The sequence below is a fragment of the Ruegeria sp. CDSC025 genome (assembly GCF_059610805.1).
Map to the genome: position 1 here is coordinate 208275 of NZ_JBXWOJ010000001.1, position 23570 is coordinate 231844.

The window sequence follows — 23570 nt, forward strand, 5'->3', positions numbered from 1 at the left end:
TGTATTCTTTTCCCGGTCGGGTGTCTTAGGTGCGGACACCTGCAAAACGGTCCTGCCAGTCTTCGCGCTGTTCGTCGGTGATCTTGGCGAACAGAACATCGGGAACGGCAAAGTCGTGGCCTGCGGGCAGGGCGGACAGGGCCGCCGCAACATCGTCAGGCCAGGCGGTATCCATCGTGTTCATCGCGCTCAGCATACGGGCGGTGGTTTCGGGAATGAACGGCGCACTGAGCACGGCATAGAGCCGGATCAAGTTCAGACCCAGACGCACCTGTACCGCGGCCTGTTCGGGATCTTCCTTGAAGGTCGACCAGGGTGCCGCGGATTGAAGATACTCGTTCCCGGCAACCCAGATGGCGCGCAATTCCTGGGCGGATTTGCGAACTTCCATTGCCTCCATGAACCCTTCATAGGCGCGGACGCGGCGGGTCAGCTCTTCGATCAGGGCCTGCTCGCGGTCGCCATAGGTGCCGCCTTGGGGCACCGCCTCGCCGAATTTTGAGCGGCAGAACTTGGTGATCCGGCTGACGAAGTTGCCCAACACATCGGCCAGATCCTTGTTCACCGATTGCTGGAAGTTCTCCCAGGTGAATTCGCTATCGCTGCTTTCGGGCGCATGGCTCAGCAGCCACCAGCGCCAGTAATCGGCAGGCAGGATGTCCAGCGCCTGGTCCATGAACACGCCGCGACCTTGGCTGGTCGAGAACTGGCCGCCGTCATAGTTCAGGTAGTTGAAGGATTTCAGATGGTCGACCATCTTCCACGGCTCACCCGAACCTAGAATGGTCGCCGGGAAGGACAGGGTATGGAAAGGCACGTTGTCCTTACCCATGAATTGAACATAGCGCACGTCATCGGCACCTTTGTCAGTGCGCCACCAGCGCTCCCACTCGGCATCCGGCTTGCCGGTCGCATCAGCCCACTCCTTGGCGCAGGCGATGTATTCGATCGGCGCGTCGAACCAGACGTAAAAGACCTTGCCCTCCATGCCGGGCCAGTCCTGATCGCCTTTCTTGACCGGCACGCCCCAGTCCAGATCGCGGGTAATGCCACGGTCTTGCAGGCCGTCGCCGTCATGTAACCATTTCTTGGCGATGGAGGTGGTCAGGATCGGCCAATCGGTCTTGGAGTCGATCCAGGCGTTTAGTTGATCCTTCATTGATGACTGGCGCAAATACAGGTGCTTGGTTTCGCGCACCTCAAGGTCGGTCGAACCGGAAATGGCCGAGCGCGGCTCGATCAGGTCGGTCGGGTCCAGCTGTTTGGTACAGTTTTCGCACTGATCACCGCGCGCACGGTCGTACCCGCAGTTGGGGCAGGTGCCTTCAATATAGCGGTCAGGAAGAAAGCGCCCATCGGCGTGGGAATAGACCTGTTTCTCGCTCACCTCGCGGATCAACCCGGCGTCATCCAATTTGCCTGCGAAATGCTGGGTCAGCACCTTGTTCTGGGGGCTGGATGAGCGGCCAAAGTGATCAAAGCTCAGGCCAAAGCGCTGTGCGATATCGGCCTGCACACCATGCATCTCGGCACAGTAATCCGCGACCGGCTTGCCTGCCTTGGCGGCGGCCAGCTCGGCCGGGGTGCCGTGTTCGTCGGTGGCGCAGAGAAACATGACCTCATTCCCCCGGCCGCGCTGATACCGCGCATACAGGTCGGCAGGCAGTTGCGAGCCGATCAGATTGCCGAGGTGCTTGATCCCGTTGATATAGGGGATCGCCGAGGTGATGAGAATCCGAGCCATGTTCCGTTTCCGCGTATGTAACTGCAGGCCCGTCTATCTTATGTCACAGCCCAGCAAAAGCCCGGCTTTTGCCCGGATGCCACTTTCCGGCCCCAGGCACCGAAAAAACCCCAAAGAACGGATTTCCCGACTGCCGCTGTGTCACCATGTTAATTACCCATAGGTTGAAATATAGAATCACAACCTCTTGAAACTTTGTCATGACTCCCCATATTTACTGCATACCATAGTATACAATTACGGAGACAGCCCACTGATGCTCAGTTTTCTACTCGAGGGTGCATTTGTGCCCTTTACCATTGCGATTGCGCTGTTGTTTGGCCTTTTGGGGCTGGAACTGGTGGCGCTGTTGCTGGGTGGAAGCCTGATGGCGGGTGAGGGCGAGGTTGACCTTGATGTGGTTGACGCTCCGGAATTGGACATTGGTGATTTCGAACTTGATCTGGACGCGGATGTCGATCTGGGTGAGTTCGAGCTGGCCGAGGTCGCGGCGGAAACGCCGGTTGTGGCCTCGGACGGTCCTGCAAGCTGGCTGGGCTTTGGCAAAGTGCCGTTCATGATCTGGCTGGTGGTTCTGCTGGCTGGCTTCGGCCTGTCGGGCATCGGTCTGCAGCTGGGCCTGCGTGATGTGATGGGCTTTGATCTGCCCTCATGGATGGCCGCGATCCCGGCCGGGGCCTTTGGCATCTGGTTTGCGCGTGGCTTTAGCGCGGTCTTTGCCCGCCTGCTGCCGAAAACCGAGACCGAGGCGATGTCTGAACGGATGCTGGCCCGCCGTCGCGGTTTCATCTCGCAAGGGACAGCATCGCGTGGCCGCCCGGCCGAAGTGCGGGTCATGGATCGCTTTGGCAATGCGCATTACCTGCGCGCTGAGCCCCTGCAGGACAAGGATACGCTGGAACAAGGCACCGAAGTGCTTGTCTTGCGCGACCGACGGCAAGACCGGTTCGTTCTGGTCGGCTTGTCAGACTAACTAAATTTCAAACCCCAATCTTGGAGGATTTTGCATGGGACTTGAACTCCTGATCATTATTGTTGCGACCGTTTTATCGATACTAGTGTTAATTGGATTGGTTTTGAAACGGTTGTACCGACGGACCACCCGCGAGATCAGTCTTGTTAAGACTGGTGCTGGCGGCAAGAAAGTTATTATGGACGGTAGCGCTTGGGTTATCCCCCTTCTGCACGAAGTCAGCCCAGTAAACATGAAAACGCTGCGCCTTGAAGTTCAACGCAGCGCTGAGGCTGCCCTGATCACGAAAGACCGGATGCGTGTCGATGTAGGTGTCGAGTTTTATGTCTCGGTGATGGCTACGGACGAAGGCATCGCACGTGCCGCCCAAACCCTGGGCGCCCGCACATTCGATATCGAACAACTGCGTGAGATGATCGAAGGCAAACTGATCGACGGTCTGCGCGCCGTGGCCGCGCAGATGACCATGGACGGTCTGCACGAAAACCGCGCTGACTTTGTGCAAGAGGTGCAGAATGCGGTCTCCGAAGACCTGTTGAAAAACGGCCTGTCGCTGGAATCGGTCTCGCTGACCGCGTTGGACCAGACGCCGTTCGAAGCGCTGGATGAGAACAACGCCTTTAACGCCGTGGGTATGCGCAAGCTGGCCGAGGTGATTGCGACCTCGAAAAAAGAGCGCGCGCAGATTGATGCGGATGCCGAGGTGGAAGTGCGCCGTGCAGCGATGGAAGCTCAGCGTCAGAAGCTGTTGATCGACAAGGACGAAGAGCAGGCGCGCATCGAACAGACGCAACAGATCGAAACCCTGCGCGTGGCGCAAGAGGCCGAGATCGCCGCGCGGACCGAGGATTCTGTACGTGAAACCGAGCGTGCCCGGATTGCGCGCGAGGAAGCAATTCGAGCGGCTGACATTGAACGCGAGCGTAAAATCCGTGAGGCCGAGATCTCGAAAGAGCGTGAGTTGGAGGTTGCCGAGCAAGAGCGTCAGATCATCATCGCGCAGAAATCCGAAGAGGAAAGCCGCGCCCGTGCCTCTGCCGATCTGGCCCGCGCTGAGGCGACCAAAGCGACCGAAGCGGTGGTTACCGCCCGTCAGGTGGCCGAGGCCGAGCGACAGAAGCAGATCGTTCTGATCGAAGCGACGCGTGAGGCGGAACGTCAGGCCACAGCCATCCGTCTGGCCGCCCAGGCCGAGAAAGAGGCCGCCGCTGACCGTGCTGAGGCGCGCCGCGAAGAGGCGCAAGCCGAAGCGGATGCGCTGAACATCCGCGCCGAGGCCAAGAAGAACGACATGCTGGCCGAAGCGGAAGGTAAGCGCGCGATTGTCGAGGCTGACAATGCCCTGTCCGTTGATCAGATCCGTCTGAAGGTTGATCTGGCCCGGATTGAGGCGATGCCGACGATCATTGCGGAAATGGTCAAACCTGCCGAAAAGATCGACTCGATCAAGATCCATCAGGTTGGCGGGATCGGTGCCGCCGGTGGTGGCGGAGGCGCCAATGGCGACAAGCCGGTGGTGAACCAGGCGCTGGATTCGATCATGGGTATGGCCGTGCAGATGCCCGCGCTGAAAAAGCTGGGCGAAGAGCTGGGCCTGTCGATGGAGAACGGTGTAGGCGGTATCGTCAACGGCGCGCTCGAACCGACTGTTGATCCGGTGGAAGAGGTCGACAAGGAACTACGGACCGAACACTAAAGCGAATGGGCCGGGATATTCCCGGCCCTATTTCTATCGCCCCTCGCGCGAACGTTTCAGCAAGCGTCCGATGGTAAACGAGGTCCGCGGTGAATAGACATAACTGGTGCGTTCCTCGGGTGTCGGTCGAGACCGCATCCGCGCCAGACCAAAGATGATTAGGAACACGTGGCCAAGCGCTACAAAGGCAAAAAGCGCGCCGGGTCCAAAGGATTGGATCAAGGTGGATGACACATAAGGCGAGGCAATCGCACCCAGCGCATACCAGAACATCAGCGCGGCAGAGAGCTCGACCCGTTGTTCGGTTGTGGCAAAGTCATTGGCGTGCGCGGATGAAACCGAGAAAATCGGGAAGGTCGTAAAGCCGAACAAACACGCGGCCAGCATGACGCCGACGGTCCCGGTGTTGCTGGCGGCCATGGTCACACCGCAGCTTAGGACGGCGGCTACCGAAAGCCAGATCAGTACCCAGCGCCTGTCGTATTTATCGGCCAGCCATCCCATCGGATATTGCGCCAACGCGCCGCCCAGCACGAAAGACGCCAGGAAAAACGCGATCTGATCGACGCCAAGCCCGACCTCTTGCCCGTAAACAGGGCCGACCATCCGAAAGGACGCCGAGCTTAAAGCGGCAACTACCACCCCGGCCACCGCCAGAGGAGAGCTGTTCCAGGCCAGTTTCGGGCGCAGCCGCGGGGCGTCGGGCGTTTCGGGCTGGCTGGCGCGCGTCAGTGTTAGCGGCAACAGGGCAGCGCAGCACAGGATCGCCAGCAAGTTATACGAGACATATGATGCTGGCGGCAGAACTGCGATGATCAGCTGGGCGCAGAGGGACGCGCCCATATCGACGATGCGATAGGTGCCCATGGCGCGCCCGCGCGTCTCATTCGTGACCTTTGCGTTCAGCCAGGCCTCGATCACTGTGTAGCACCCGGCGACACAGGCGCCTGACGCGATCCGAAGGGCCGCCCAGATATAAGCGTTGTCCGTCAGGGTGTGCCCCAGCAACCCCATTGCGCCCAAAGCTGTGCAAACGGCAAATGCCCGCGAATGGCCGACGCTTCCCATCAGGCGCGGGGCCCACCAGCATCCCACAAAGAAGCCAACGAAATGAGCCGAGCCCAACAGACCAATCTGCCCAGTGGTGAAATTCAGGGTCAGGCCGGAAATCGCATCCAGCGGGCCAACGCCACCGGTGGACAGTTGAAGCAGAATGACGGAAAGAAATAGGGCGGCAAAGGAAATGATCGTGCGCATGATGGGCTCAGATTGCGATATTTCCAGCGCGGTGCGCGCGGCTTATCGACTTTGTGGCGTCGTTTTTGATCTATCCAGTCTTTTTGATCTTGGCCCGGATATCAAGGCCAACAGTTTCCTTTACGAGGTCGGAATAACCCGAGGCGCCAAATTCGTGACGGTTCAGTGAACCGCTGAGTTGGATGGAGAGGTTATTCAAGTTGTCTCGGGCGCTGCCGGGCGGGCGAAAAATATTGGCGCGCAATGTGATTGGTCGCGTTACACCACGCAAGGTCAGATCTCCTGTGATCTCGGCCCCGTTCGAGATACGTCCACCGTTGCCAAGCTGAATATCGGTCGAGGTGAAATGAATTGTGGGAAATCCTGTGGCGTCCAGAACCCCAGCGCTGAGCATGGGTTTGCGGGCAAAGGGCAGGTTGGTTCGCGCCTTGGCAACGTTCAGCGAAACATCCACCCGGCTGTTGGCCAGGTCGGTCATGTCAATTCGGATATCTGCAGATCGTATCGGCATGGTTCCGGACTGTGTGATTCCGGACAGCTCGAACGTAAAATCTACGGAAGTGCCATTGCGGACCAGTTCATAGGGACGCAACCCGGCCAGAGCCGGGTGCGCAAATGGCAGGGCGGTCAACCCGGACAGTACAGCGCGCCTTGTCAGTTGGGTCATATCATGACCTCCTGCCTGCGGGGCCGCGATCGCCTTAGCAACATCAGCAGGATAACGATGTTCAGCCCGTTCCAGAGGATGCCATTAATAAAGGCCAGTTGATAATTTCCGGTTAAGTCGTAAATCCACCCGGACATCCATCCGCCCAGTGCCATGCCCATGATGGTCATCATCATGACAAAGCCAACGCGTGCTCCGGCCTCTTGCGGGGGCATATATTCACGTACGACCAGCGCATAGCTGGGGACAATGCCGCCCTGCGCCAGACCGAACATGAGGCTGATAATGTAAAGTGAGGCCATCCCGTCATAGGGCAGGAACAGAAATAGGGCGATACATTGCAGGAAAGAGCCGACCAGCAATGTCATCAACCCGCCTAGCTTGTCGGCGACCAACCCCGAGATCACTCGGCTGACCACGCCGCCCAGCAACATCAGCGAGAGCATCTCGGCCCCGACCGCCGGGCCATATCCGAGCCCGACGCAGTAGGACACGATATGGACCTGCGGCATCGACATGGCCACGCAACAGCCGATTCCGGCCAGACCAAGAACGTATTGCAAGCTGCGCGGCGATATTCCCACGCTGCGCGCGTTGATCTGCGCATTGGCGGCGGCGGTTTGATGGGCCTCGATCGGGACTTGCCGGCGCAACAGCAGAGACAGGGGGATGACAACGAGCAGCGTTATGACCGCCAGCGTCAGATAGACCTGCTGCCATCCCTCACGTGCAAGGATGCCTGACAGAAGCGTTGGCCAGATCGCCCCGGACAGGTAGTTTCCGCTGGCAACCAACGCCACCGCAATCCCGCGGCGTTTCATGAACCAGTGTGAGATATCCGCGATCAGAGGGCCAAAACCAACAGCCGTGCCCAACCCCAACAGCAGATGGGCCAGTGACAAGAGCAGCATATTCGGCGCCCATGTTGCCAACAGATAGCTGACCGCGCTCAGAAGGGCGGCACCGATCAGTGCCTTGGTCACGCCTAACCGATCAACCAGTTGTCCCAGCCACATGTTCCCCAGTGCAAACCCGATCATCGACAAGACATAGGGAAATGAGGCTTCGGCCCGACCGGCGCTGAATTGCGCCTCGATCGCGGGCATCACGACGATTACCGCCCACATGCCCACATTCGCCACCGTAGCGATTGCGAGGGTGATCAGAAGGCGAAGCCAAGAATAGCGGCTGTCATGGATTGGATGGCTCATACCGGAACGCTAGGGTTGGATGTGGCACTTGGCTAGTCACAAGTGCCGTGAGCCGCGTAACTTATTCCCCCCAATACACATCTTGGGCTTTGATCCGCGTCAGGTTCAGCCCGGCATGAGGCTTGGTCTGGGTGGCCTGCCAGCTGACCGGGGGCAGGGCGCGGGCGCGACGGCGGGTCAGGGTCCAGCAGGGAACCCCGGCGTGATGATCCGCAGCCATGTGCCAGCGGGTTTCAACCCCCTGTGCGCCGCCATCTCCAGGGGTCAGTAGCAGGCCCAGCGGGGCTGGCCCCATCGTGCCGCCTTGTTCCGCGGCCAGATGCATCCGTCGGACCGACGTCAGGCCGGGCGCCTCGGGCAGATCGCAGATCACCAGTGGGGTTGCCCCGCTGCGCAACGCTTCTTCCATGCACCACAGCAGATCCTCGGCATGGTTGGGGCGGGCAAACAGGAACCGAGCAGGATCGGCAAAGGCCATCATCCCGCCTGGGTGCAACTGGCTGGCCTCCCACGCGGGGGAAATCCACAACACCGGCCCCTGTGCCTGACCGGCCAGCCACATGGCAAAGCTGCGCCGGGCGGGGCCGCAGGCCTCGTGCACGCGGGCCAGTTGCAGGGTGATCTGCGGATGGAGATTCAGCCCTGCCATTTGTCGTGCGGGTTTGCGGCCAAGAAGATGTGTGGACATGCTATTACTCTAGCATGTTCTTATTATGTTCTCAATATCGAGAGGGCATCAGCGCGACAGGATCAGACGCCCATCCGCGAATTGAATATTCGAGAACCGGTGCAGGTAATCCATGCCCAGCAAGGACTGATCCAGCGCACCTTCATTCACCCAGGCCGAGACATTGCGATCCGTGATCGGCCCCAGTTCAAGGCTGTCCAGCCGTATCGGGGCGGTGCGCACCTCGCCATTGGCCGTTAGGGCCCGCCCGAAATAGTTCAGCTGATCGGGGTCAACACCGATGCGTCTGGCATCCGCCTCGTTCAACACAATCTGGCTGGCGCCGGTATCGACCAAAAAGGTGATGGGTTCTCCGTTGACCAGAACCGGTAGATAGTAATGCCCGTCATAAGCGCGCGGCACTTCGATGCTTTCGCCGGTCACGGTCATCTGCGGGGCAGGGCCCACAGTGCTGCGGATATCGCCCCATAGTCCATAGGCGGCAATGATGCCGATAAAAATAAACACCCAGGCCAGAGCCTGTTGCAACGTTTTGTTCAGGCTTTGCCGGTTCTGAGAGATAAACCAGGCCACGACCGCTGCGCCCAGCAATCCAAGATAGGCCAGATTTGCAATGCTGTCGCCGTCCATACCGCTACCTTACTGAGTCACTCGAATCCAATATGGGGATTTATGACGCAAATCCAAAGGCTTTTAGCCCATCCAAGATAAACTGAACTGACAAGGCCGCCAGCAGCATGCCCAGCAGGCGGGTCAGCACATTCAGCCCGGTCTTGCCCAGAATTCGTGCCACCGCGCCTGAAGACAGGTAGGTGACGAACACCATCGCCACTACGATCAGCATCATGCCGATCACCACGGCCAGACCCTCTATGCCCGGATGCTGCCCGGCCAGCAGGATCATTGTGGCAATCGCGCCGGGTCCTGCAATCAGGGGAATACCCAACGGAAATACCGAAGGATCAGGATGCTCTTCTTCTTCGGCGCTGTTTTCGCGCCGCTTGGTGCGCCGTTCGAACAGCATGTCCAGCGCTGTGAGGAACAACAGAACGCCGCCCGCAACGCGGAACGCCTCCATCGAGATGCCAATAAAGCCCAGAACCGCCTCGCCGAATGCGGCGAACATGGCCAGAATCCCAGCCGCCGTCAGACAGGCGCGCACCGCTATTGTATAGCGCGCATGCCGATCCATGCCTTGTGTCAGGGCCACAAAGATCGGCGTTTGTGCTGGCGGATCAATGACCACAAGCAATGTTGTAAACGAGGTTATGAGAAAGGCTGTATCCATCATGCTGCGGTCTCTGCCTGTTCCAACCGCTCTGCCGCAACCACCCAAAGCGCCTCGGCTTTTTGCATTGCCTCGACCACCTCGGCAAATTTCCGGTTCCAGGTCGCTAGGTCGTTGATCTTGTCGTCTTCATACAAACTGGGGTCCGCCAGTTTGGCCGAGAGCTTTTCGTGCATATCCGTCAATTTCTCGATCCGTTCCTCGCATTTGCGCAGATCGGCGCGCAGGTTCAGAACCGCCTCGCGCGATGGGCGTTTGGGCTTGGCCGTCAGCGGCTTTTCCTTAACAGGTTTGTCGCGGCCCAGCAGTAGGGACCGATAAGATTCCAGATCCCCGTCAAACTGTTTGACGGATCCGTCCGAGACCAGCCAGAGGTGGTCCGCCACCAGCGACAGTAGGTGCATGTCATGACTGACCAGCACCACGGCCCCGGAATAGGCGGTCAATGCCTCAACCAGCGCCTCGCGGCTTTCGATGTCCAGATGGTTGGTCGGTTCGTCCAGAATCAGCATATGCGGGGCGTCGATGGTGGCAAGCAGCAGCGACAGGCGCGCCTTTTGACCGCCGGACAGCCGCCCGACCTTGGTTTCTGCTTGATCGGCATTCAATCCGAACCCGGCCAAACGCGAGCGCCATTTGCCCGGTGCTTCATTCGGGCGCAATCGGCGGAGATGATCCAAGGGCGTCTCGTCCACATGCAGCTCATCCACCTGATGCTGTGCAAAATAGCCGATGCGCAGCTTGGTGCTGCGGCTCATCTTGCCAGCCATCAACGGCAGACGATCAGACAGCAGCTTGGACAGGGTCGATTTGCCCTGACCGTTCTTGCCCAGCAGCGCGATGCGGTCATCCTGATCAATGCGCAGGTTCAGTCTGCGCAGCACCTCGGTCTCGCCGTATCCCGTCACACCGCCTTCGATCTGAATGATCGGGGGCGATAGTTCTTCGGGTTCTGGGAAGGAAAAAGCGCGCAGAGCAGCCTCTTGCGGGGTCGAGACCAACTGAATGCGTTCGATCATCTTCAGGCGCGACTGAGCCTGAACTGCTTTGGACGCCTTATAGCGAAAGCGATCCACGAAGCTTTGCAGATGCGCGATGCGCGCCTTGGCCTTGGTGTTTTCCGATTCCGCCTGTGCCAGACGTTCGGCGCGGCGTTCCGCAAATTTATCGTAAGGCACCGCGTAATAGGTCAGCTTGCGGTCTTCCAGATGCAGGATCGACCCCACAGCGCGGTTCAGCAAGCCGCGGTCATGGCTGATGATGATCACCGTGTGCGGGTATTTCGCCAGATAGCTTTCCAGCCACAGAGCGCCTTCCAGATCCAGATAGTTGGTCGGTTCGTCCAGCAGCAACAGGTCAGGCTGCGAGAACAGTACCGCTGCTAGCGCGACGCGCATGCGCCAACCGCCGGAAAAGTCCGAACAGGGTTTCAGCTGATCCTCGTCATCGAACCCCAACCCCTTGAGGATCGAGGCTGCGCGCGCTTCGGCCGACCAGGCGTCTATATCGGCCAGCCGGGTCTGAATATCGGCGATGCGTCCGGGGTCCGTGGCACTATCGGCTTCAGTCATCAACGCGCTGCGCTCGGTATCGGCGGCCAGAACGGTATTGATCAGTGAGGCATCGGACGAGGGCACCTCTTGCGCCACGCCACCAATACGCGCCCGTTTCGGGACAGCGATACTGCCCGATTCCAGCGCCAGCTCCCCCCGGATCAAGCGAAACAGGGTGGTCTTGCCGGTGCCATTGCGCCCCACTAGTCCAACCTTGTGGCCATCGGGGATGGTTGCGCTTGCGCCCTCGAACAAAGGGCGGCCTTCAACGGCATAGGTGATGTCTTGAATCCGTAACATATGCTGCTCTTAGCAGAGCCGTTATGCCGCCGCCAGCAGCTTGCATGTTCAACCGGCATTCAATGTGTTAGCGCTGTTTTGCCTGAAGTTTTCACACGGTTCCATCATGCATACAGCCCGAACACCTCCGTCGTTGGTCACGCTGGTCTTTGCCACGGCGTTGTCGGTGCTGACGCTGAATATGTTCCTGCCATCGCTGGCGCATATGAGCGTGGACTTTCAGGTGGATTACGGCCTTATGAATCTGGCGGTTGCGGGATATCTGGCGGTTTCTGCTGTGCTGCAACTGATCATGGGTCCTCTGTCGGATCGATATGGGCGCAGACCGGTCCTGTTGATCTGCATGTCGATCTTCGTGGTCGCATCCATCGGCTGCGTGCTGGCTGGGTCAATCTGGGTGTTTCTGGGTTTTCGCCTCATTCAGGCTGTGGTCGTCGCCGGGTCTGTGCTGTCCAGCGCCTCAATCCGCGACCGCTATCCCCCCAACGAGGCGGCCAGCAAGCTGGGCTATGTCGCAATGGCTATGGCATTGGCGCCAATGCTGGGACCGATGTTGGGCGGCGCGTTGGACATGCTGTTTGGCTGGCGCTCGGGGTTTGTTCTGTATTCCTTACTTGGCACCGGTCTGCTGGCTTTGCTGTGGTTTGATATGGGAGAGACCAATATAAACCGCGCCCCAACATTCGCGGCGCAGCTGAAGGAATATCCGCATCTGTTCCGCGCCCGCAGGTTTTGGGGTTATGCCCTATGCGCGGCATTTTCGATCGGCGGTTTTTTCAGTTTTATCACCGGTGCACCGTTGGTTGCAGCTGCTTGGTTTGATCTGAGCCCCGCGATGCTGGGTCTTGGGATCGGCATTATCACCGGCGGGTTCATGGTCGGGAATTTTGTCACTGGCCGATTGGCGGCGCGGACGCAGTTAACAACGATGATCCTGATAGGGCGGAATGTGGCCACGGCAGGGCCGCTTTGCGGGCTGCTTCTGTTTTGGGTCGGGCTTGGTACGGTTTGGGTCTTTTTCGGCTCGGCCATCTGTGTCGGTTTCGGCAATGGACTGACCAACGCCAATGCATCGTCGGGCGTGATGTCGGTTCGTCCCAAACTGGCAGGCAGCGCGGCGGGCCTGTCAGGTGCAATGATTGTTGCGCTGGGGGCGGTTCTGACCACGATCACCGGCGCCTTTGTCAGCCCTGAAAACGGACCTTTTCTTGTGCTTGGCATGATGTGCGGGTGCAGCTTTATCGGCCTTCTGGCCGTGCTCTATGTTCGTCGGATCGACAGTCTGGACCCGTTGCCCAGCACATTGTGACCGGCAAAGCGCCGGAGCAGGGCATCATAACACTTTTCATAAGCTACAGACCATGATACGCGGCCCGCGATGGATTTCGGCGCGGGCCCCGCGCCCTATTTTAAGGAGAGGCCGACATGGCACTGGAACGCACATTCTCGATCATCAAACCCGATGCAACCCGCCGCAACCTGACTGGCAAGATCAACGCCAAGTTTGAAGAGGCCGGTCTGCGCATCGTAGCGCAAAAGCGCATTCACATGACCAAAGCACAAGCTGGCAAGTTCTATGACGTCCATGCCGAGCGCCCGTTCTATGACGAACTGTGCGAATTCATGTCGTCCGAGCCGGTTATTGTACAGGTTCTGGAAGGCGAAGGCGCCATTGCCAAGAACCGCGAAGTCATGGGCGCTACCAACCCCGCAGATGCGGCCCCCGGCACCATCCGCGCCGAGTTCGCTGAATCGGTTGGCGAGAACTCGGTCCACGGTTCAGACGCACCGGAAACCGCAGCGGTTGAGATCGCCTATTTCTTCTCGGGCATCGAACTGGTCGGCTAATCTGTTTTAAGATCAAGCCTATAAAGCCGCTCCCGGGGTCGGGGGCGGCTTTTTCTATGCGGGTTTCAAATCGTCCGAAGATATCCGGACGCCGATCGCATCCAAGTCGGCGATCATCTTCGTTTGCGGCGCAGTGCTGTTGCTGGCTTTGATTGCGTCGAACCTTTGCCGCAGGGCTTTTTTCTCTTCGCCTTTGCAATCGTTCCAGGGGCGGCCTTGCAGCCCCATCACCAAAACATAATAGCCGATGAAATGAGGGCGCGATCCTGCCTGCAAGAGTTTTGCATAGGCCGCGTCGGGGCCTATCTCGCGCAGTTGCTGGGCCGAGTGGATACCGGCACGCGCGCAAGCCTGTTCATAGGCCGGGCCGAGATTACGGATAGTTGAGATCGGGTCAGACATAATCGACGTTTTAACCGGTGTCAGAATTACTGTCACCCGATCCTTTTGCCTTGGGGGTCAGGGTTTGCGTGACAGACGGATTGTGGCCTCAAGCCCCGGGTCACAGTTGCGGGCGTCGAACATGCCTTTGTGCATATGTGAAATCGCGGCAACCAAAGCCAGCCCAAGACCTGCATTGCGCTCGGTTCTTGCGGGGTCAAGCGTCACAAAGGGCATCTGCAGGCGGGCCAGATCGTCCTGAGGAACCCCCGGGCCGCGATCCCGCACGCTGAGGTTAGCGTACCGGCCGTCATCCGCAATATTGATCGTGATGGTCGAACCATCAGGCGCGTATCGCAGAGCATTTTCCAACAGGTTGGACAGTGCCTGAGACAAAAGGGGGCGGTGGCCGGGAAGGGGGGCAGTTGACCCTGTAACTTCAAGTGTTACGCCCTGATCCGTGGCAACCGGATCATAGAGCTCGACCACGTCCGCCACGAGTTGATTAAGGTCGACATCTTCGAACTGCTCTCGCCCGACACCTGCTTCGGCACGCGAAATCTCAGTCAGTTGGCCTAGAACCCGCAGGACATGATCAACCTCGGTCGTCGCGCGCGCGATGTCGATTTCGCGATCCTGTTCGGATTTGCGGCTATCTGACAGGGATTCGACCCGCTGTTTCAACCGCGACAAAGGAGAGCGTAGATCATGCGCGATCGAATTCGAGGTTGTCCTTAGATTGCTGACCAATTCCTCGATCCGGTCCAGCATCGTATTGAGCGTACCTGAAACCTGATCGAATTCATCACCGGTCCCGCGCAAGGGCATCCTGCGCGACAGGTCGCCTGAAACGATATTTTCTGCGGTCGAGGCGATGTCAGACAGGCGCGAAAAGACGAGCCTGGTAAACAGCCAGCCTGTCAGGACGCTCAGCGCCAGCGCGATTGCCAGCGCGAAGCCGACCGAGCGTAAAAGAACACGGTCAAACTGCTGTCGTGCCAACGCATCCCGCCCGACAAGCAGGCGTTCTCCGCCCGGCAGACGAATGGATGCAGCCGAGATTGGCACCAGCTGTTCGCTGTCCGAGCGTCGCAGCTCAAGTTGGACCCAACCACTTCCGGCAGTGATGTCATCGGGCCATTGCCTCAGGTTGCCAGCCAATTTCGACCCGTTGCGGTCGGTCAATAAGTAAAGGGCATCCCGTTCAGAGGCGGTGGGAATACGGCGTTCGATGGCTGTCAGCAAACCGATGAGCCCGCGCCTTTCGTATTCATCGGCCAGACCGGTCAATTCCGCGGAAACCACCGAGCGGGTTTCGCTTTCGATACTGCGATTTGCGGTGACATAGACAAGGGCCAGCACGGTGGCTGTCAGCAATGTGCTCAGAACCATGCTGGCCAGAACCAAACGTGTTCTGGAATTATTGAACGAAAGCCGCAGGTTATCCATCAGATATCATGTAACCTGCGCCCCGGACTGTTTCAATCAACGGGATCTCTCCGCCTTCATCCAATTGGCGGCGCAGTTTCGAGATATGGACGTCAACCACATTGGTGTTCGGGTCGAAATGATAATCCCAGACACCTTCCAGCAACATAGTGCGTGACACCACGCGGTTCTTGCGTCTCAGGAAGAACTCCAAAATCTGAAATTCACGCGGTGTCAGGGTAATCTCTCGCCCGTTGCGAGTGACTTTGCGGGTCAGTAAATCCATATCCAGATCGCGGCAGGTCAGGGTCGGGTTTTCCTCAGATTCCTGCGGGCGTCTTAACAGAGCTTCGATCCGCGCATGCAGTTCCTGAAAAGAGAACGGTTTGACCAGATAATCATCTGCACCGGCCCTCAGGCCTTTGACTCTCTCATCGACCGCGCTCATTGCGGTTAACATCAGAACCGGAGTTTTCAGACCCGCGGCGCGCATGGATTTGATCAGTGACAGGCCGTCTAGACCGGGCAGCATTCGGTCCAGAACGATGGCGTCAAAGCCACCATCTGTGGCGTGATACAGCCCTTCGCGCCCATCCGCGGCCTGTTCGACGACATATCCTTCCTCGCTGAATCCTTTTGCTATGAATTCCCGGGTGTCTTCATCATCTTCAACGATCAACAGGCGTCGGCTCATGATCTGAAATCCTTTCTACCGGAACTTAAACACAATTTTTCAAACAAAGTACAAGATTTGACCGGTTTAGATGCCGGGTGCGTCGTTGCGCACCCGGCTGCTCCGGCAGATTGCGGACAATTCAATCATGCCAGAGAGGCGCCCGCCAGATCTCCCCATCACGTGGCGCGCGCAGGTGTTCGATCAGGCGATTTCCACCGCAACAAAGATCTGGTTGCCGCCACGGTTGATCAGGACAAGCGCGGGATCGGTTTTTTCGCTGTCCAGCGCTTCTTTCAGCGCGTCAGGTGTGGCCGTATCCTGGTTGCCCAGCTTCACGATCACGTCGCCACGCTGAAGACCGGCTTTTGCTGCAGGGCTGTCCGGTTTCAGGTCCGTGACGATCACACCGTCAATATTCTCGGCCACGCCCAGTTCCGCACGGTTGGTTTCTGTTAGTGGTGCAACGGTGACGCCCAGGGCGGTGCCCGAAATGCCTTCATCCACTGACTTGTCCATTTCGGCCGATGCGGACTGATGTTGTCCAATCGTCAACTTTATGTCTTGCTCACTGCCGTTGCGTAAAACTGTAAGCGTGCTTTCTGTTCCAACCTTGGTAGTCCCGACAAGGATCGGCAGGTCGCTGCTGGACGCGACGGGTTCGCCGTTAAAGGTCAGGATGACGTCGCCCTGTTCCAGGATGCCTTCGGCAGGGCTGTTGGCAACAACGTCCGAAACCAATGCGCCGTTAGAGGCATCAATTCCCATCGCCGCAGCGATCTGAGGGCTGACATTCTGGATTGACACACCCAGCCAACCGCGGCTGACCTGGCCATCATCGCGCAGATCCGCGGCAATATGGTCCACAATGTTCGACGTGACGGCAAAACCCAACCCGACCGACCCACCGCTCGGGGAATAGATGGCCGAGTTCACGCCGATAACCTCACCATCCATGTTGAACAGCGGGCCACCGGAATTGCCTTTGTTGATGGCCGCATCCGTCTGGATGAACTCGGCATAAGGTCCCTGCGAAATATTGCGGTCCTTGGCCGATACAATCCCGGTCGTCACGGTCGAGCTGAGGCCAAACGGGTTCCCGATGGCGACGACATCCTCGCCCACACGGATTACATCGCTATTGCCAAGCTCTACGGCCTGAAGTGGCTCGCCCGCGTCGATCTTGAGAACCGCGATATCGGTCAACGGGTCGGTACCGATCACCTCAGCCTCAAAAGTTCGGTCATCATTCAGGCGCACGGTCACGGTCGCGGCATCGTCGACCACGTGATGGTTCGTAATGATGTACCCGGCTTCATCCAGTACAAAACCTGACCCCAAACCCTGAGACGGACCACGACGCGGGGCATCGAACCCTTCAGGCACGCCAAAGCGTTTGAAGAACTCACCGAAAGGTTGGCCTTCGAAATCAAACTGCTGTCCATTTTCCGGGCCCTTGGCGGCGTTTTGTTCCGCGATGATGGTCACGACAGAAGGTGACACGCTCTCAACTAAATCAGCCAGCGCTTCGTCAGCTTTCGAGGGCAGGGCGGCCGTCGCCAACAATGCCGCACTCAGCGCTGAGACGCCTATCCAGTTTGATGTGCGTGGCATAAGAAGAGAGGATTTACGGATGCTCATTTTGGTCTCCTGATTGAAGCACGCGACACTGGCCGCGCCTTGGATCAAGAGATGCTGCATCAGTCTGTGACTTTCCTGATTGGTTGGTTAATAAATCTTAATTTTGCCACAAACGAGAGGCTCTATCCCGGCGTCGGGTGGCAAAGATTCGCGGAAATCTTCCGAATCATAAGGTGAGAATCGGTGGATTGTTGCCTGTTCGGCAGTCAAATGATGATTTTAGTTGAATTAAATCTGTTTGATAAACAAAGCGAGCGCTCAGAAATTGATGGATTTATGACACAGCCATTGGTTGTGAGTAGATCTGATGTCATAGGCTGAATTTGCCGGAAACATATCATATTATGAACATGTTATATATATGGTCTGTGATAAATGGAGTGTACTTGCATTTAGATTTTCTCGGACGAACAACCTATAGTAGAAACACATTGAGAGAAATGTTGCGTAAAAACCAAACTGATACATCAGAAAATGCAAGTTTAGGCCAATTTTACGTTGTTTGAGAGCATCTGATAGGTGACGATGGTCTTGCCCAAGCGAAGGGAAGTCGGCGGCACTAGGGGGTGCCAACGGCTTGTCACAGTCTCTGGAAGCGCTGAGCGGCATGTTAACGAGGGGGTCTTGTTTAGGTTCGGTTGCGGAATATTCGGAATGCCTAGTGTGTTCTGGACGCGCTTTCAGGATCAGTGAAAAGTGGTAGTCCTTAATTGGGTAACCGGCCCGGTCTTCATTGACCGGGCCGTACTCGTTTTAACTGTTGCGATTTTTGGTCCAGATATCCCATGCTTCGGGCGTGTCCAGATCCAGCACGGCATGTTGGCCGGGGAGCACACATAGATGGACCTTGTCCGGATGGTCCCGAACCACAGATTGTGCGCCTTCGTCTCCGGTCAGGCGGCTGATCTGATCGAACAGGAGACGGCTGAAGATCACAGGGTGGCCAGGCTGTCCTGACGCGGTCGACCCGCGCCAGATCAGCTTATCCGGATACGCCTTAGTTGCCTTGATCAGCGTCTGAAGGTCATCCAGAGTGATTTCAGGCAGGTCAGCTAGCAGAACCATGACGGCTTCGGCCTCTTGCCCAACAGCAGACAGGGCCCCTCGTAAGCTGGCATTCATACCTTCTTCCGCATCTGCGATTTCGACCAGATGCAGGTCCAGCCCCTGCAACACGTCGTACCTGGGATGAGGCTTGGACGGCAGGGCAACAATAACCGACGATGCAGCCCGTGCCGTCTGGGCGGAACGGAGCAGCAGCGGGCAGCCATCAATTTCTTGCAGCAGCTTATCTGCGCCTCGCATACGCCGGGATTGTCCGGCGGCCAGAAGGATGATGGGTATTTGCGTCATGCGCCGACAATGCAGACGTATGAAAGCAGTGTCATCCCCTCATACGCGCGCCATCGGCGTCGAATAACGGTTCTGAGATCACGCGTGCCTTGCACAACTGGCCAAGTATTTCGATTTCTACTTCCAGCCCGTCCGCAGCGCGGTCTGTTGGCAGAAACCCCATGGCAATGGACTTGCCTGCATAGTGTGAATAGCCACCCGAAGTGCAAAACCCGGCGACCTTTCCGCCCAGCCAAACCGGCTCATACGCGTTGACATCAGCGTCCTCGGCATCAACCTCGAACGCGACCAGTCGACGGGCAGGGCCAGAGGCGCGTTCAGCCTCGGCAGCTGCGCGGCCAATGAAATCGGCGTTCTTAGAGAATGAAATGAACCGATCCAGACCGGTTTCCGCGGCCGTGTAATCGGGCGAGAACTCTCGCATCCAGGAGCCAAAGAATTTGTCCAGTCGCAGGCTCATCATCGCGCGCATACCAAAGGGGACGATGCCGCGTTCTTGCCCGGCCTGCCATAAGGTCCACCACAACTGCCTTTGTGCCATGGGATCGCAGTAGACCTCGTACCCCAAATCGCCGGTATAGCTGACGCGCTGGACGATACAGTCGGTCATCCCAACGGTCATGCGGCGCAGATCGAGGAACCGAAATCCGCTCAGGTCATCACGGGTGCAGGCCGCCAGAACCTGCGTGGCTTTTGGGCCTGCGATCTGGAACCCGTTCTGCCGATCGCTGATGTTTTCGACAGTCACGCCATTCTGCGCATTTTGCAGGAACCAGCGCATGTGAAACGCCTGAGAGCCGTAGGAGGCGGTCAGACGGAACTCGGTCTCATCAAGACAGGAAACGGTAAAATCACCGATCAGCTTGCCCTTTGGTGATAGCATCGGGGTTAGCGACACGCGGCCCGGTTTCGGGATTCGACCCGCCATGATCCGATCCAGCCAATCACGGGCAGCAGGTCCAACAATGCGGTATTTACCAAAATTGTGCACTTCGTTGATGCCAACACCTGATCGCACGGCCCGAACTTCGCGCCCGGTGGCATCGAATGCGTTGGATCGGCGGAACGAGGGCGTTTCATAGCCCGGTTCATCCCCTTGGGCAAAGTAATTGGGCACCTCAAGCCCGTATTGCTGACCCCACACAGCACCAAGATCGGTAAAGATATCATACATCGGCGTTGTGCGGGCTGGGCGAGCTGCCGGCAATTCCTCGTTCGGATAAGAGACGCTGAACCGCTTCTGATAGTTCTCGATGACCTTTGGACGGGTATAGCCCGGGCTGATCCAATCCCCGAACCGCGCCACGTCCATCGCAAAGACGTCGCGCTCTGGCTCACCCTCAATCATCCATTGCGCCAGTGTCAGACCAACGCCGCCGCCCTGGCTGAACCCGGCCATCACGCCGCAGGCCGACCAATAGTTGCGCAACCCCGGAACCGGCCCGACCAGAGGATTGCCGTCCGGTGCAAAGGTAAACGGCCCGTGGATCACCGATTTCACACCAGCCTCGGCCAGAACAGGAAAGCGGCGATAAGCGAATTCAATACTATCGGTGATCTTGTCGAAATCATCGGGAAGAAGCTCGTGACCGAAATCCCACGGGGTGCCGTCGACAGCCCAGGGCCTGCAGGTTTGTTCATAAAAGCCGATGCACAGACCGCGTCCCTCTTGCCGCAGATAGCTTTCGCCGGCGGGATCCATGACATGGGGATGTTCGCCACCTGCGTCGATAATTGCCTCAATTTGGGGGATCGAGTCGGTGACCAGGTACTGATGTTCCATCGGATGCAGCGGGAAATAGACACCGGCCATGGCGCCAACCTCGCGCGCCCAGAGCCCACCAGCGTTGACCACATGTTCAGCATGAATCGTGCCCTTGTTGGTGACCACATCCCAGGTGCCATCGGCGCGCTGATTTGTTTCGTGCACCATGCAATGGGTTTCGATTGTTGCGCCGCCCATCCGCGCCGCTTTGGCATAGGCATGGGTGGTTCCGGACGGATCAAGATGCCCGTCCAGCGGATCATAGAGCGCGCCGATGATGCCGTCGGTATTGGTGATCGGTGCGATTTTCCTTATCTCTTCAGGGCCTACGATTTCGGTCTCTAACCCCATAAAGCGGTGCTTGGCACGTTCGGCCAGGAGCATGTCAAACCGGTCGCGGTTGTCGGCCAACGTTATGCCGCCAACGTGGTGCAGGCCACAGGACATGCCGGTGATCTCTTCCAGCTCTTTATACAGCCGGATCGTATAGCCTTGCAGTGCGGCCATATTGGTGTCGCCGTTCAATGTGTGGAAACCACCCGCCGCGTGCCAGGTCGAGCCACTGGTCAATTCGGACCGCTCCAGCAGCATCACATCCGACCAGCCCAGCTTGGTCAGGTGATAAAGAACCGAACACCCGACAACGCCGCCACCGATTACAGCTACCTGAGTTGTTGTCTTCACGTCACAGTCTCCCCTTGCGATATAGTCAAAGCCTGCAATCGCAGAACCAGGGATACTGTTCCGTTCACGACATAGGCTGTCGCGGCGAGAGGATCAGAGGGGACGGATCTTCAGCTCTGTGATCCTGTTGCCTTCGCGCGCGACGACTTCGAATCTGAAACCGTGGAACGAGAATACCTGACCCGTGATCGGGATCATCTGCGCTTCGTGGATGACCAGACCGGCCACGGTATTGGCCTCTTCGTCGGGCAAAGACCATTCCATCGCGCGGTTTACATCGCGGATCGTCATGGCGCCTTCAACAAGGTACTGGCCGTCTTCGGTTCGCGTTACCGGGACGTCCTCATCAATATCAAACTCATCAGCGATCTCGCCGACGATTTCTTCGAGGATATCTTCAAGCGTGATTAGACCCCTGAGTGAACCATATTCGTCGACCACCAGCGCAAAATGGCTATGCATCCGCAGGAATTCCCGCATCTGATCGTCCAGAGTGGTCGTTTCAGGCACAAAATAAGGGGCGTTCGCTACCTTTGAGACATCGAACTCTTTCAATCGGTTGTTTTCACGTTCGCTGCTTCCTGCATGGGCATACATAGCGCGGAACAGGTCTTTGGCGTGAACAACCCCAACGATGTTTTCTGGTTCGTCCCTAAAGACAGGCAGGCGTGTATGGGGGCTTTCAAGGCATTGTTTCAGGATCGCCTCGGGAGCGTCATCCGCATCAACCATCTCGATATTCGAACGATGGAGCATGATCTCTTCAACCGCACGTTCACCCAGATCCAAGGCGCCCAGAATACGGTCACGGTCTTCCTTCTCGACCACGCCTTCGGAATGGCCCAGATGCAGGGCCCCAACGATTTCGTCGCGCACGGCCAGAATGTTGCTGTCCGGGTCGATCTGTACACCGAACAGGCGTAAAACTCCCCGTACCAATAGGCGTACGGCCGAAACGACCGGTGAGAATAGGGTGACAACCACGCTGATGATCGGAGCAACGGCGGATGCCGCTTTTTCCGAATTGGTTATGGCATAGGTCTTGGGCAAAACTTCAGCAAAGATCAGAACCAGCAAGGTCATGACCAGGGTTGCCAATGCTACGCCGCTTTCGCCAAAGAGGCGCGTGAACATCGCTGTGGCCAACGAGGCCGCAAGAATGTTGACCAGGTTGTTGCCCAGCAAAACCGATCCGATCAGCCGTTCGTTGTCGTCGGTGATGTCCAGCGCCTTCTGCGCCCCGCGCGACCCTTTGTCCGCCTGCGCCCGCAGCTTGCCGCGTGACGAGGCCGTCAGAGCCGTTTCAGAACCCGAGAAAAACCCCGATAAGAAGAGCAATAGCAATATGGCACCGGACGTAAGCCAGAATGTGCCGTCGATCAGAGAAGTTGAGGGTTCCATCGGTCCTTAGCTGCTTGTGTTTCTGCGTCTGTTATGGGGGCGCGGCTTGACTGGATCAAGGAGTTAGCCCTTTTCAACTGGATCTTTAGCTAATGGGTGATGCTGCAACACCAGTTCAGCCAGCCGTTCTTCCAGGACATGAGTATAGATTTCTGTGGTCGCCACATCCGCGTGACCAAGCAATGTTTGAATCGATCGCAAATCGGCACCGTTGGCAAGAAGATGTGTCGCAAAAGCGTGACGCAAGGTGTGCGGTGTAACCTTTTCGGGCGAGACCCCACCGTGAACCGCCAGTTCCTTGATCAGATGATAGAACATATGCCGAGTCAGATGCCCGGCCTTGCCACGTGAGGGAAAAAGAAATCGGGAACTCTGCCCACCCTTTGAAACACGCTTTTCGTCAGTCTCATCCCGAGCCGCCAACCATGCCGAAAGCGCCTGTCGAGCCGGTGGGGACAGTGGAACCATCCGCTCTTTGCCACCTTTTCCCAATACCAAGAGCATCCTTGGATCGCCGCGCGCCGATGACACCGGCAACGATACCAGTTCAGTGACACGCATCCCGGTGGCATACAGGATTTCCATCAGACAGGTATTGCGCAGCTTTTCGATGTTGTTTCGCCCGCTTTCGCGCGCAGCAGCCAGTAACTGGTCCACCTCGGATACATCCAGAGTTTTCGGCAGCCGCTTTGGCCGTCCTGGGCCTTTGATCTTGATCGCGGGGTTTGTCGAACGCCAACCTTCCTCGAATGCAAACCGATAAATCTGTTTTATAGCAGACAAACGGCGCGCGCGGGTGGATTGAGCCAATCCCTGTGCGTCGCAACTGATCAGGTAATCCTCAACCTGCTTGGCGTCGGCCTCTGCAAACCCAATTTTCCGGCGCCGCAGCCAGGCCGAAAAATCCTTGAGATCGCGGCCATAGGCAACAAGCGTATTTTGGGCAGCGCCTAACTCGGCGGCCTGTGCTTCCAGAAAGATCGAAATCCAGATTTCGTCAGAGCCCGGAGACGTCATGA

General features: G+C 57.8%; 20 protein-coding genes. 4 read left to right on the forward strand and 16 right to left on the reverse strand.

The genetic code is table 11. From position 1 onward, the window contains the following. Positions 1-25: 25 nt before the first annotated feature. Positions 26-1744: a methionine--tRNA ligase gene (gene metG, locus AC2FH8_RS01060; protein ID WP_281994733.1), complete on the reverse strand. Its 1719-nt coding sequence runs from the start codon at positions 1742-1744 to the stop codon at positions 26-28. 256 nt (positions 1745-2000) lie between these two features. On the opposite strand from metG, the gene AC2FH8_RS01065 reads away from it, so the two are divergent. Together AC2FH8_RS01065 and AC2FH8_RS01070 are read left to right on the forward strand one after the other, a co-directional pair. Further along, a complete protein-coding gene (locus AC2FH8_RS01065; protein WP_496687695.1) occupies positions 2001-2717 on the forward strand; it encodes an OB-fold-containig protein in 717 nt (238 codons plus the stop codon). 34 nt (positions 2718-2751) lie between these two features. Then, the gene (locus tag AC2FH8_RS01070; protein ID WP_496687698.1) at positions 2752-4413 is read left to right on the forward strand and encodes a flotillin family protein; all 1662 of its coding nucleotides are present in this window, start codon (positions 2752-2754) and stop codon (positions 4411-4413) included. 33 nt (positions 4414-4446) lie between these two features. Here the strand turns inward: AC2FH8_RS01070 and AC2FH8_RS01075 are convergent, their stop codons facing one another. From AC2FH8_RS01075 to AC2FH8_RS01105, 7 genes are all read right to left on the reverse strand, one after another. Beyond that, positions 4447-5670 (reverse strand): MFS transporter, encoded by a 1224-nt coding sequence (locus AC2FH8_RS01075; RefSeq protein ID WP_496687701.1) that lies wholly within the window; start codon positions 5668-5670, stop codon positions 4447-4449. A 70-nt stretch (positions 5671-5740) separates the two neighbouring features. Further along, on the reverse strand, positions 5741-6337 hold the full coding sequence (locus AC2FH8_RS01080) for a YceI family protein (protein WP_281994730.1): 597 nt from the start codon (positions 6335-6337) through the stop codon (positions 5741-5743). Continuing rightward, a complete protein-coding gene (locus AC2FH8_RS01085) occupies positions 6334-7548 on the reverse strand; it encodes an MFS transporter (protein ID WP_271946656.1) in 1215 nt (404 codons plus the stop codon). Before AC2FH8_RS01085 ends, AC2FH8_RS01080 begins: the two co-directional genes overlap by 4 nt. Before the next feature lie 61 nt (positions 7549-7609). Then, on the reverse strand, positions 7610-8236 hold the full coding sequence (locus AC2FH8_RS01090) for an ImuA family protein (RefSeq protein ID WP_496687704.1): 627 nt from the start codon (positions 8234-8236) through the stop codon (positions 7610-7612). A gap of 48 nt (positions 8237-8284) precedes the next feature. Beyond that, on the reverse strand, positions 8285-8866 hold the full coding sequence (locus AC2FH8_RS01095) for a retropepsin-like aspartic protease family protein (protein ID WP_142634277.1): 582 nt from the start codon (positions 8864-8866) through the stop codon (positions 8285-8287). A 40-nt stretch (positions 8867-8906) separates the two neighbouring features. After that, positions 8907-9527 (reverse strand): MarC family protein, encoded by a 621-nt coding sequence (locus tag AC2FH8_RS01100; RefSeq protein ID WP_142634274.1) that lies wholly within the window; start codon positions 9525-9527, stop codon positions 8907-8909. Next, positions 9524-11377, reverse strand: a complete 1854-nt coding sequence (locus AC2FH8_RS01105; protein WP_281994729.1) for an ABC-F family ATP-binding cassette domain-containing protein — start codon at positions 11375-11377, stop codon at positions 9524-9526. The genes AC2FH8_RS01100 and AC2FH8_RS01105 overlap by 4 nt, the downstream gene beginning before the upstream one ends. A gap of 106 nt (positions 11378-11483) precedes the next feature. On the opposite strand from AC2FH8_RS01105, the gene AC2FH8_RS01110 reads away from it, so the two are divergent. After that, positions 11484-12686 carry a multidrug effflux MFS transporter gene (locus AC2FH8_RS01110; protein WP_271946668.1) on the forward strand — a complete coding sequence of 401 codons (1203 nt, stop codon included), beginning with the start codon at positions 11484-11486 and terminating at the stop codon, positions 12684-12686. A gap of 116 nt (positions 12687-12802) precedes the next feature. Then, positions 12803-13225 (forward strand): nucleoside-diphosphate kinase, encoded by a 423-nt coding sequence (gene ndk / locus AC2FH8_RS01115; protein ID WP_142634270.1) that lies wholly within the window; start codon positions 12803-12805, stop codon positions 13223-13225. 54 nt (positions 13226-13279) lie between these two features. Here ndk and AC2FH8_RS01120 read toward each other — a convergent pair whose 3' ends face one another. The 8 genes from AC2FH8_RS01120 to AC2FH8_RS01155 form a co-directional block, all read right to left on the reverse strand. Then, positions 13280-13627, reverse strand: a complete 348-nt coding sequence (locus AC2FH8_RS01120; protein WP_496687709.1) for a TfoX/Sxy family protein — start codon at positions 13625-13627, stop codon at positions 13280-13282. A 57-nt stretch (positions 13628-13684) separates the two neighbouring features. Next, complete coding sequence (locus tag AC2FH8_RS01125) at positions 13685-15055, reverse strand: sensor histidine kinase (protein WP_496687711.1); 1371 nt, start codon at positions 15053-15055, stop codon at positions 13685-13687. Further along, positions 15048-15728, reverse strand: a complete 681-nt coding sequence (locus tag AC2FH8_RS01130) for a response regulator transcription factor (RefSeq protein WP_142634264.1) — start codon at positions 15726-15728, stop codon at positions 15048-15050. Before AC2FH8_RS01130 ends, AC2FH8_RS01125 begins: the two co-directional genes overlap by 8 nt. A 183-nt stretch (positions 15729-15911) precedes the next feature. Next, positions 15912-17348: a Do family serine endopeptidase gene (locus AC2FH8_RS01135; RefSeq protein WP_496687714.1), complete on the reverse strand. Its 1437-nt coding sequence runs from the start codon at positions 17346-17348 to the stop codon at positions 15912-15914. Between the two features lie 753 nt (positions 17349-18101). Continuing rightward, positions 18102-18701: a nucleotidyltransferase family protein gene (locus tag AC2FH8_RS01140; protein WP_142634260.1), complete on the reverse strand. Its 600-nt coding sequence runs from the start codon at positions 18699-18701 to the stop codon at positions 18102-18104. 31 nt (positions 18702-18732) lie between these two features. Further along, a complete protein-coding gene (locus AC2FH8_RS01145; RefSeq protein ID WP_496687717.1) occupies positions 18733-21150 on the reverse strand; it encodes a GcvT family protein in 2418 nt (805 codons plus the stop codon). A 93-nt stretch (positions 21151-21243) separates the two neighbouring features. After that, positions 21244-22551: an HlyC/CorC family transporter gene (locus tag AC2FH8_RS01150; protein WP_142634257.1), complete on the reverse strand. Its 1308-nt coding sequence runs from the start codon at positions 22549-22551 to the stop codon at positions 21244-21246. A gap of 63 nt (positions 22552-22614) precedes the next feature. Next, positions 22615-23568 carry a site-specific tyrosine recombinase XerD gene (locus AC2FH8_RS01155; protein WP_271946685.1) on the reverse strand — a complete coding sequence of 318 codons (954 nt, stop codon included), beginning with the start codon at positions 23566-23568 and terminating at the stop codon, positions 22615-22617. Between the last annotated feature and the right edge of the window lie 2 nt (positions 23569-23570).

What these genes read in the sequence shown, in the direction of transcription:
- ndk (WP_142634270.1), top strand. Translation starts at nt 12,803, where the DNA reads ATGGCACTGGAACGCACATTCTCGATCATCAAACCCGATGCAACCCGC.
- AC2FH8_RS01085 (WP_271946656.1), bottom strand. Translation starts at nt 7,548, where the DNA reads ATGAGCCATCCAATCCATGACAGCCGCTATTCTTGGCTTCGCCTTCTG.
- AC2FH8_RS01130 (WP_142634264.1), bottom strand. Translation starts at nt 15,728, where the DNA reads ATGAGCCGACGCCTGTTGATCGTTGAAGATGATGAAGACACCCGGGAA.
- AC2FH8_RS01125 (WP_496687711.1), bottom strand. Translation starts at nt 15,055, where the DNA reads ATGGATAACCTGCGGCTTTCGTTCAATAATTCCAGAACACGTTTGGTT.
- metG (WP_281994733.1), bottom strand. Translation starts at nt 1,744, where the DNA reads ATGGCTCGGATTCTCATCACCTCGGCGATCCCCTATATCAACGGGATC.
- AC2FH8_RS01105 (WP_281994729.1), bottom strand. Translation starts at nt 11,377, where the DNA reads ATGTTACGGATTCAAGACATCACCTATGCCGTTGAAGGCCGCCCTTTG.
- AC2FH8_RS01155 (WP_271946685.1), bottom strand. Translation starts at nt 23,568, where the DNA reads ATGACGTCTCCGGGCTCTGACGAAATCTGGATTTCGATCTTTCTGGAA.
- AC2FH8_RS01070 (WP_496687698.1), top strand. Translation starts at nt 2,752, where the DNA reads ATGGGACTTGAACTCCTGATCATTATTGTTGCGACCGTTTTATCGATA.
- AC2FH8_RS01140 (WP_142634260.1), bottom strand. Translation starts at nt 18,701, where the DNA reads ATGACGCAAATACCCATCATCCTTCTGGCCGCCGGACAATCCCGGCGT.
- AC2FH8_RS01100 (WP_142634274.1), bottom strand. Translation starts at nt 9,527, where the DNA reads ATGATGGATACAGCCTTTCTCATAACCTCGTTTACAACATTGCTTGTG.
- AC2FH8_RS01135 (WP_496687714.1), bottom strand. Translation starts at nt 17,348, where the DNA reads ATGAGCATCCGTAAATCCTCTCTTCTTATGCCACGCACATCAAACTGG.
- AC2FH8_RS01095 (WP_142634277.1), bottom strand. Translation starts at nt 8,866, where the DNA reads ATGGACGGCGACAGCATTGCAAATCTGGCCTATCTTGGATTGCTGGGC.
- AC2FH8_RS01065 (WP_496687695.1), top strand. Translation starts at nt 2,001, where the DNA reads ATGCTCAGTTTTCTACTCGAGGGTGCATTTGTGCCCTTTACCATTGCG.
- AC2FH8_RS01080 (WP_281994730.1), bottom strand. Translation starts at nt 6,337, where the DNA reads ATGACCCAACTGACAAGGCGCGCTGTACTGTCCGGGTTGACCGCCCTG.
- AC2FH8_RS01120 (WP_496687709.1), bottom strand. Translation starts at nt 13,627, where the DNA reads ATGTCTGACCCGATCTCAACTATCCGTAATCTCGGCCCGGCCTATGAA.
- AC2FH8_RS01110 (WP_271946668.1), top strand. Translation starts at nt 11,484, where the DNA reads ATGCATACAGCCCGAACACCTCCGTCGTTGGTCACGCTGGTCTTTGCC.
- AC2FH8_RS01075 (WP_496687701.1), bottom strand. Translation starts at nt 5,670, where the DNA reads ATGCGCACGATCATTTCCTTTGCCGCCCTATTTCTTTCCGTCATTCTG.
- AC2FH8_RS01150 (WP_142634257.1), bottom strand. Translation starts at nt 22,551, where the DNA reads ATGGAACCCTCAACTTCTCTGATCGACGGCACATTCTGGCTTACGTCC.
- AC2FH8_RS01090 (WP_496687704.1), bottom strand. Translation starts at nt 8,236, where the DNA reads ATGTCCACACATCTTCTTGGCCGCAAACCCGCACGACAAATGGCAGGG.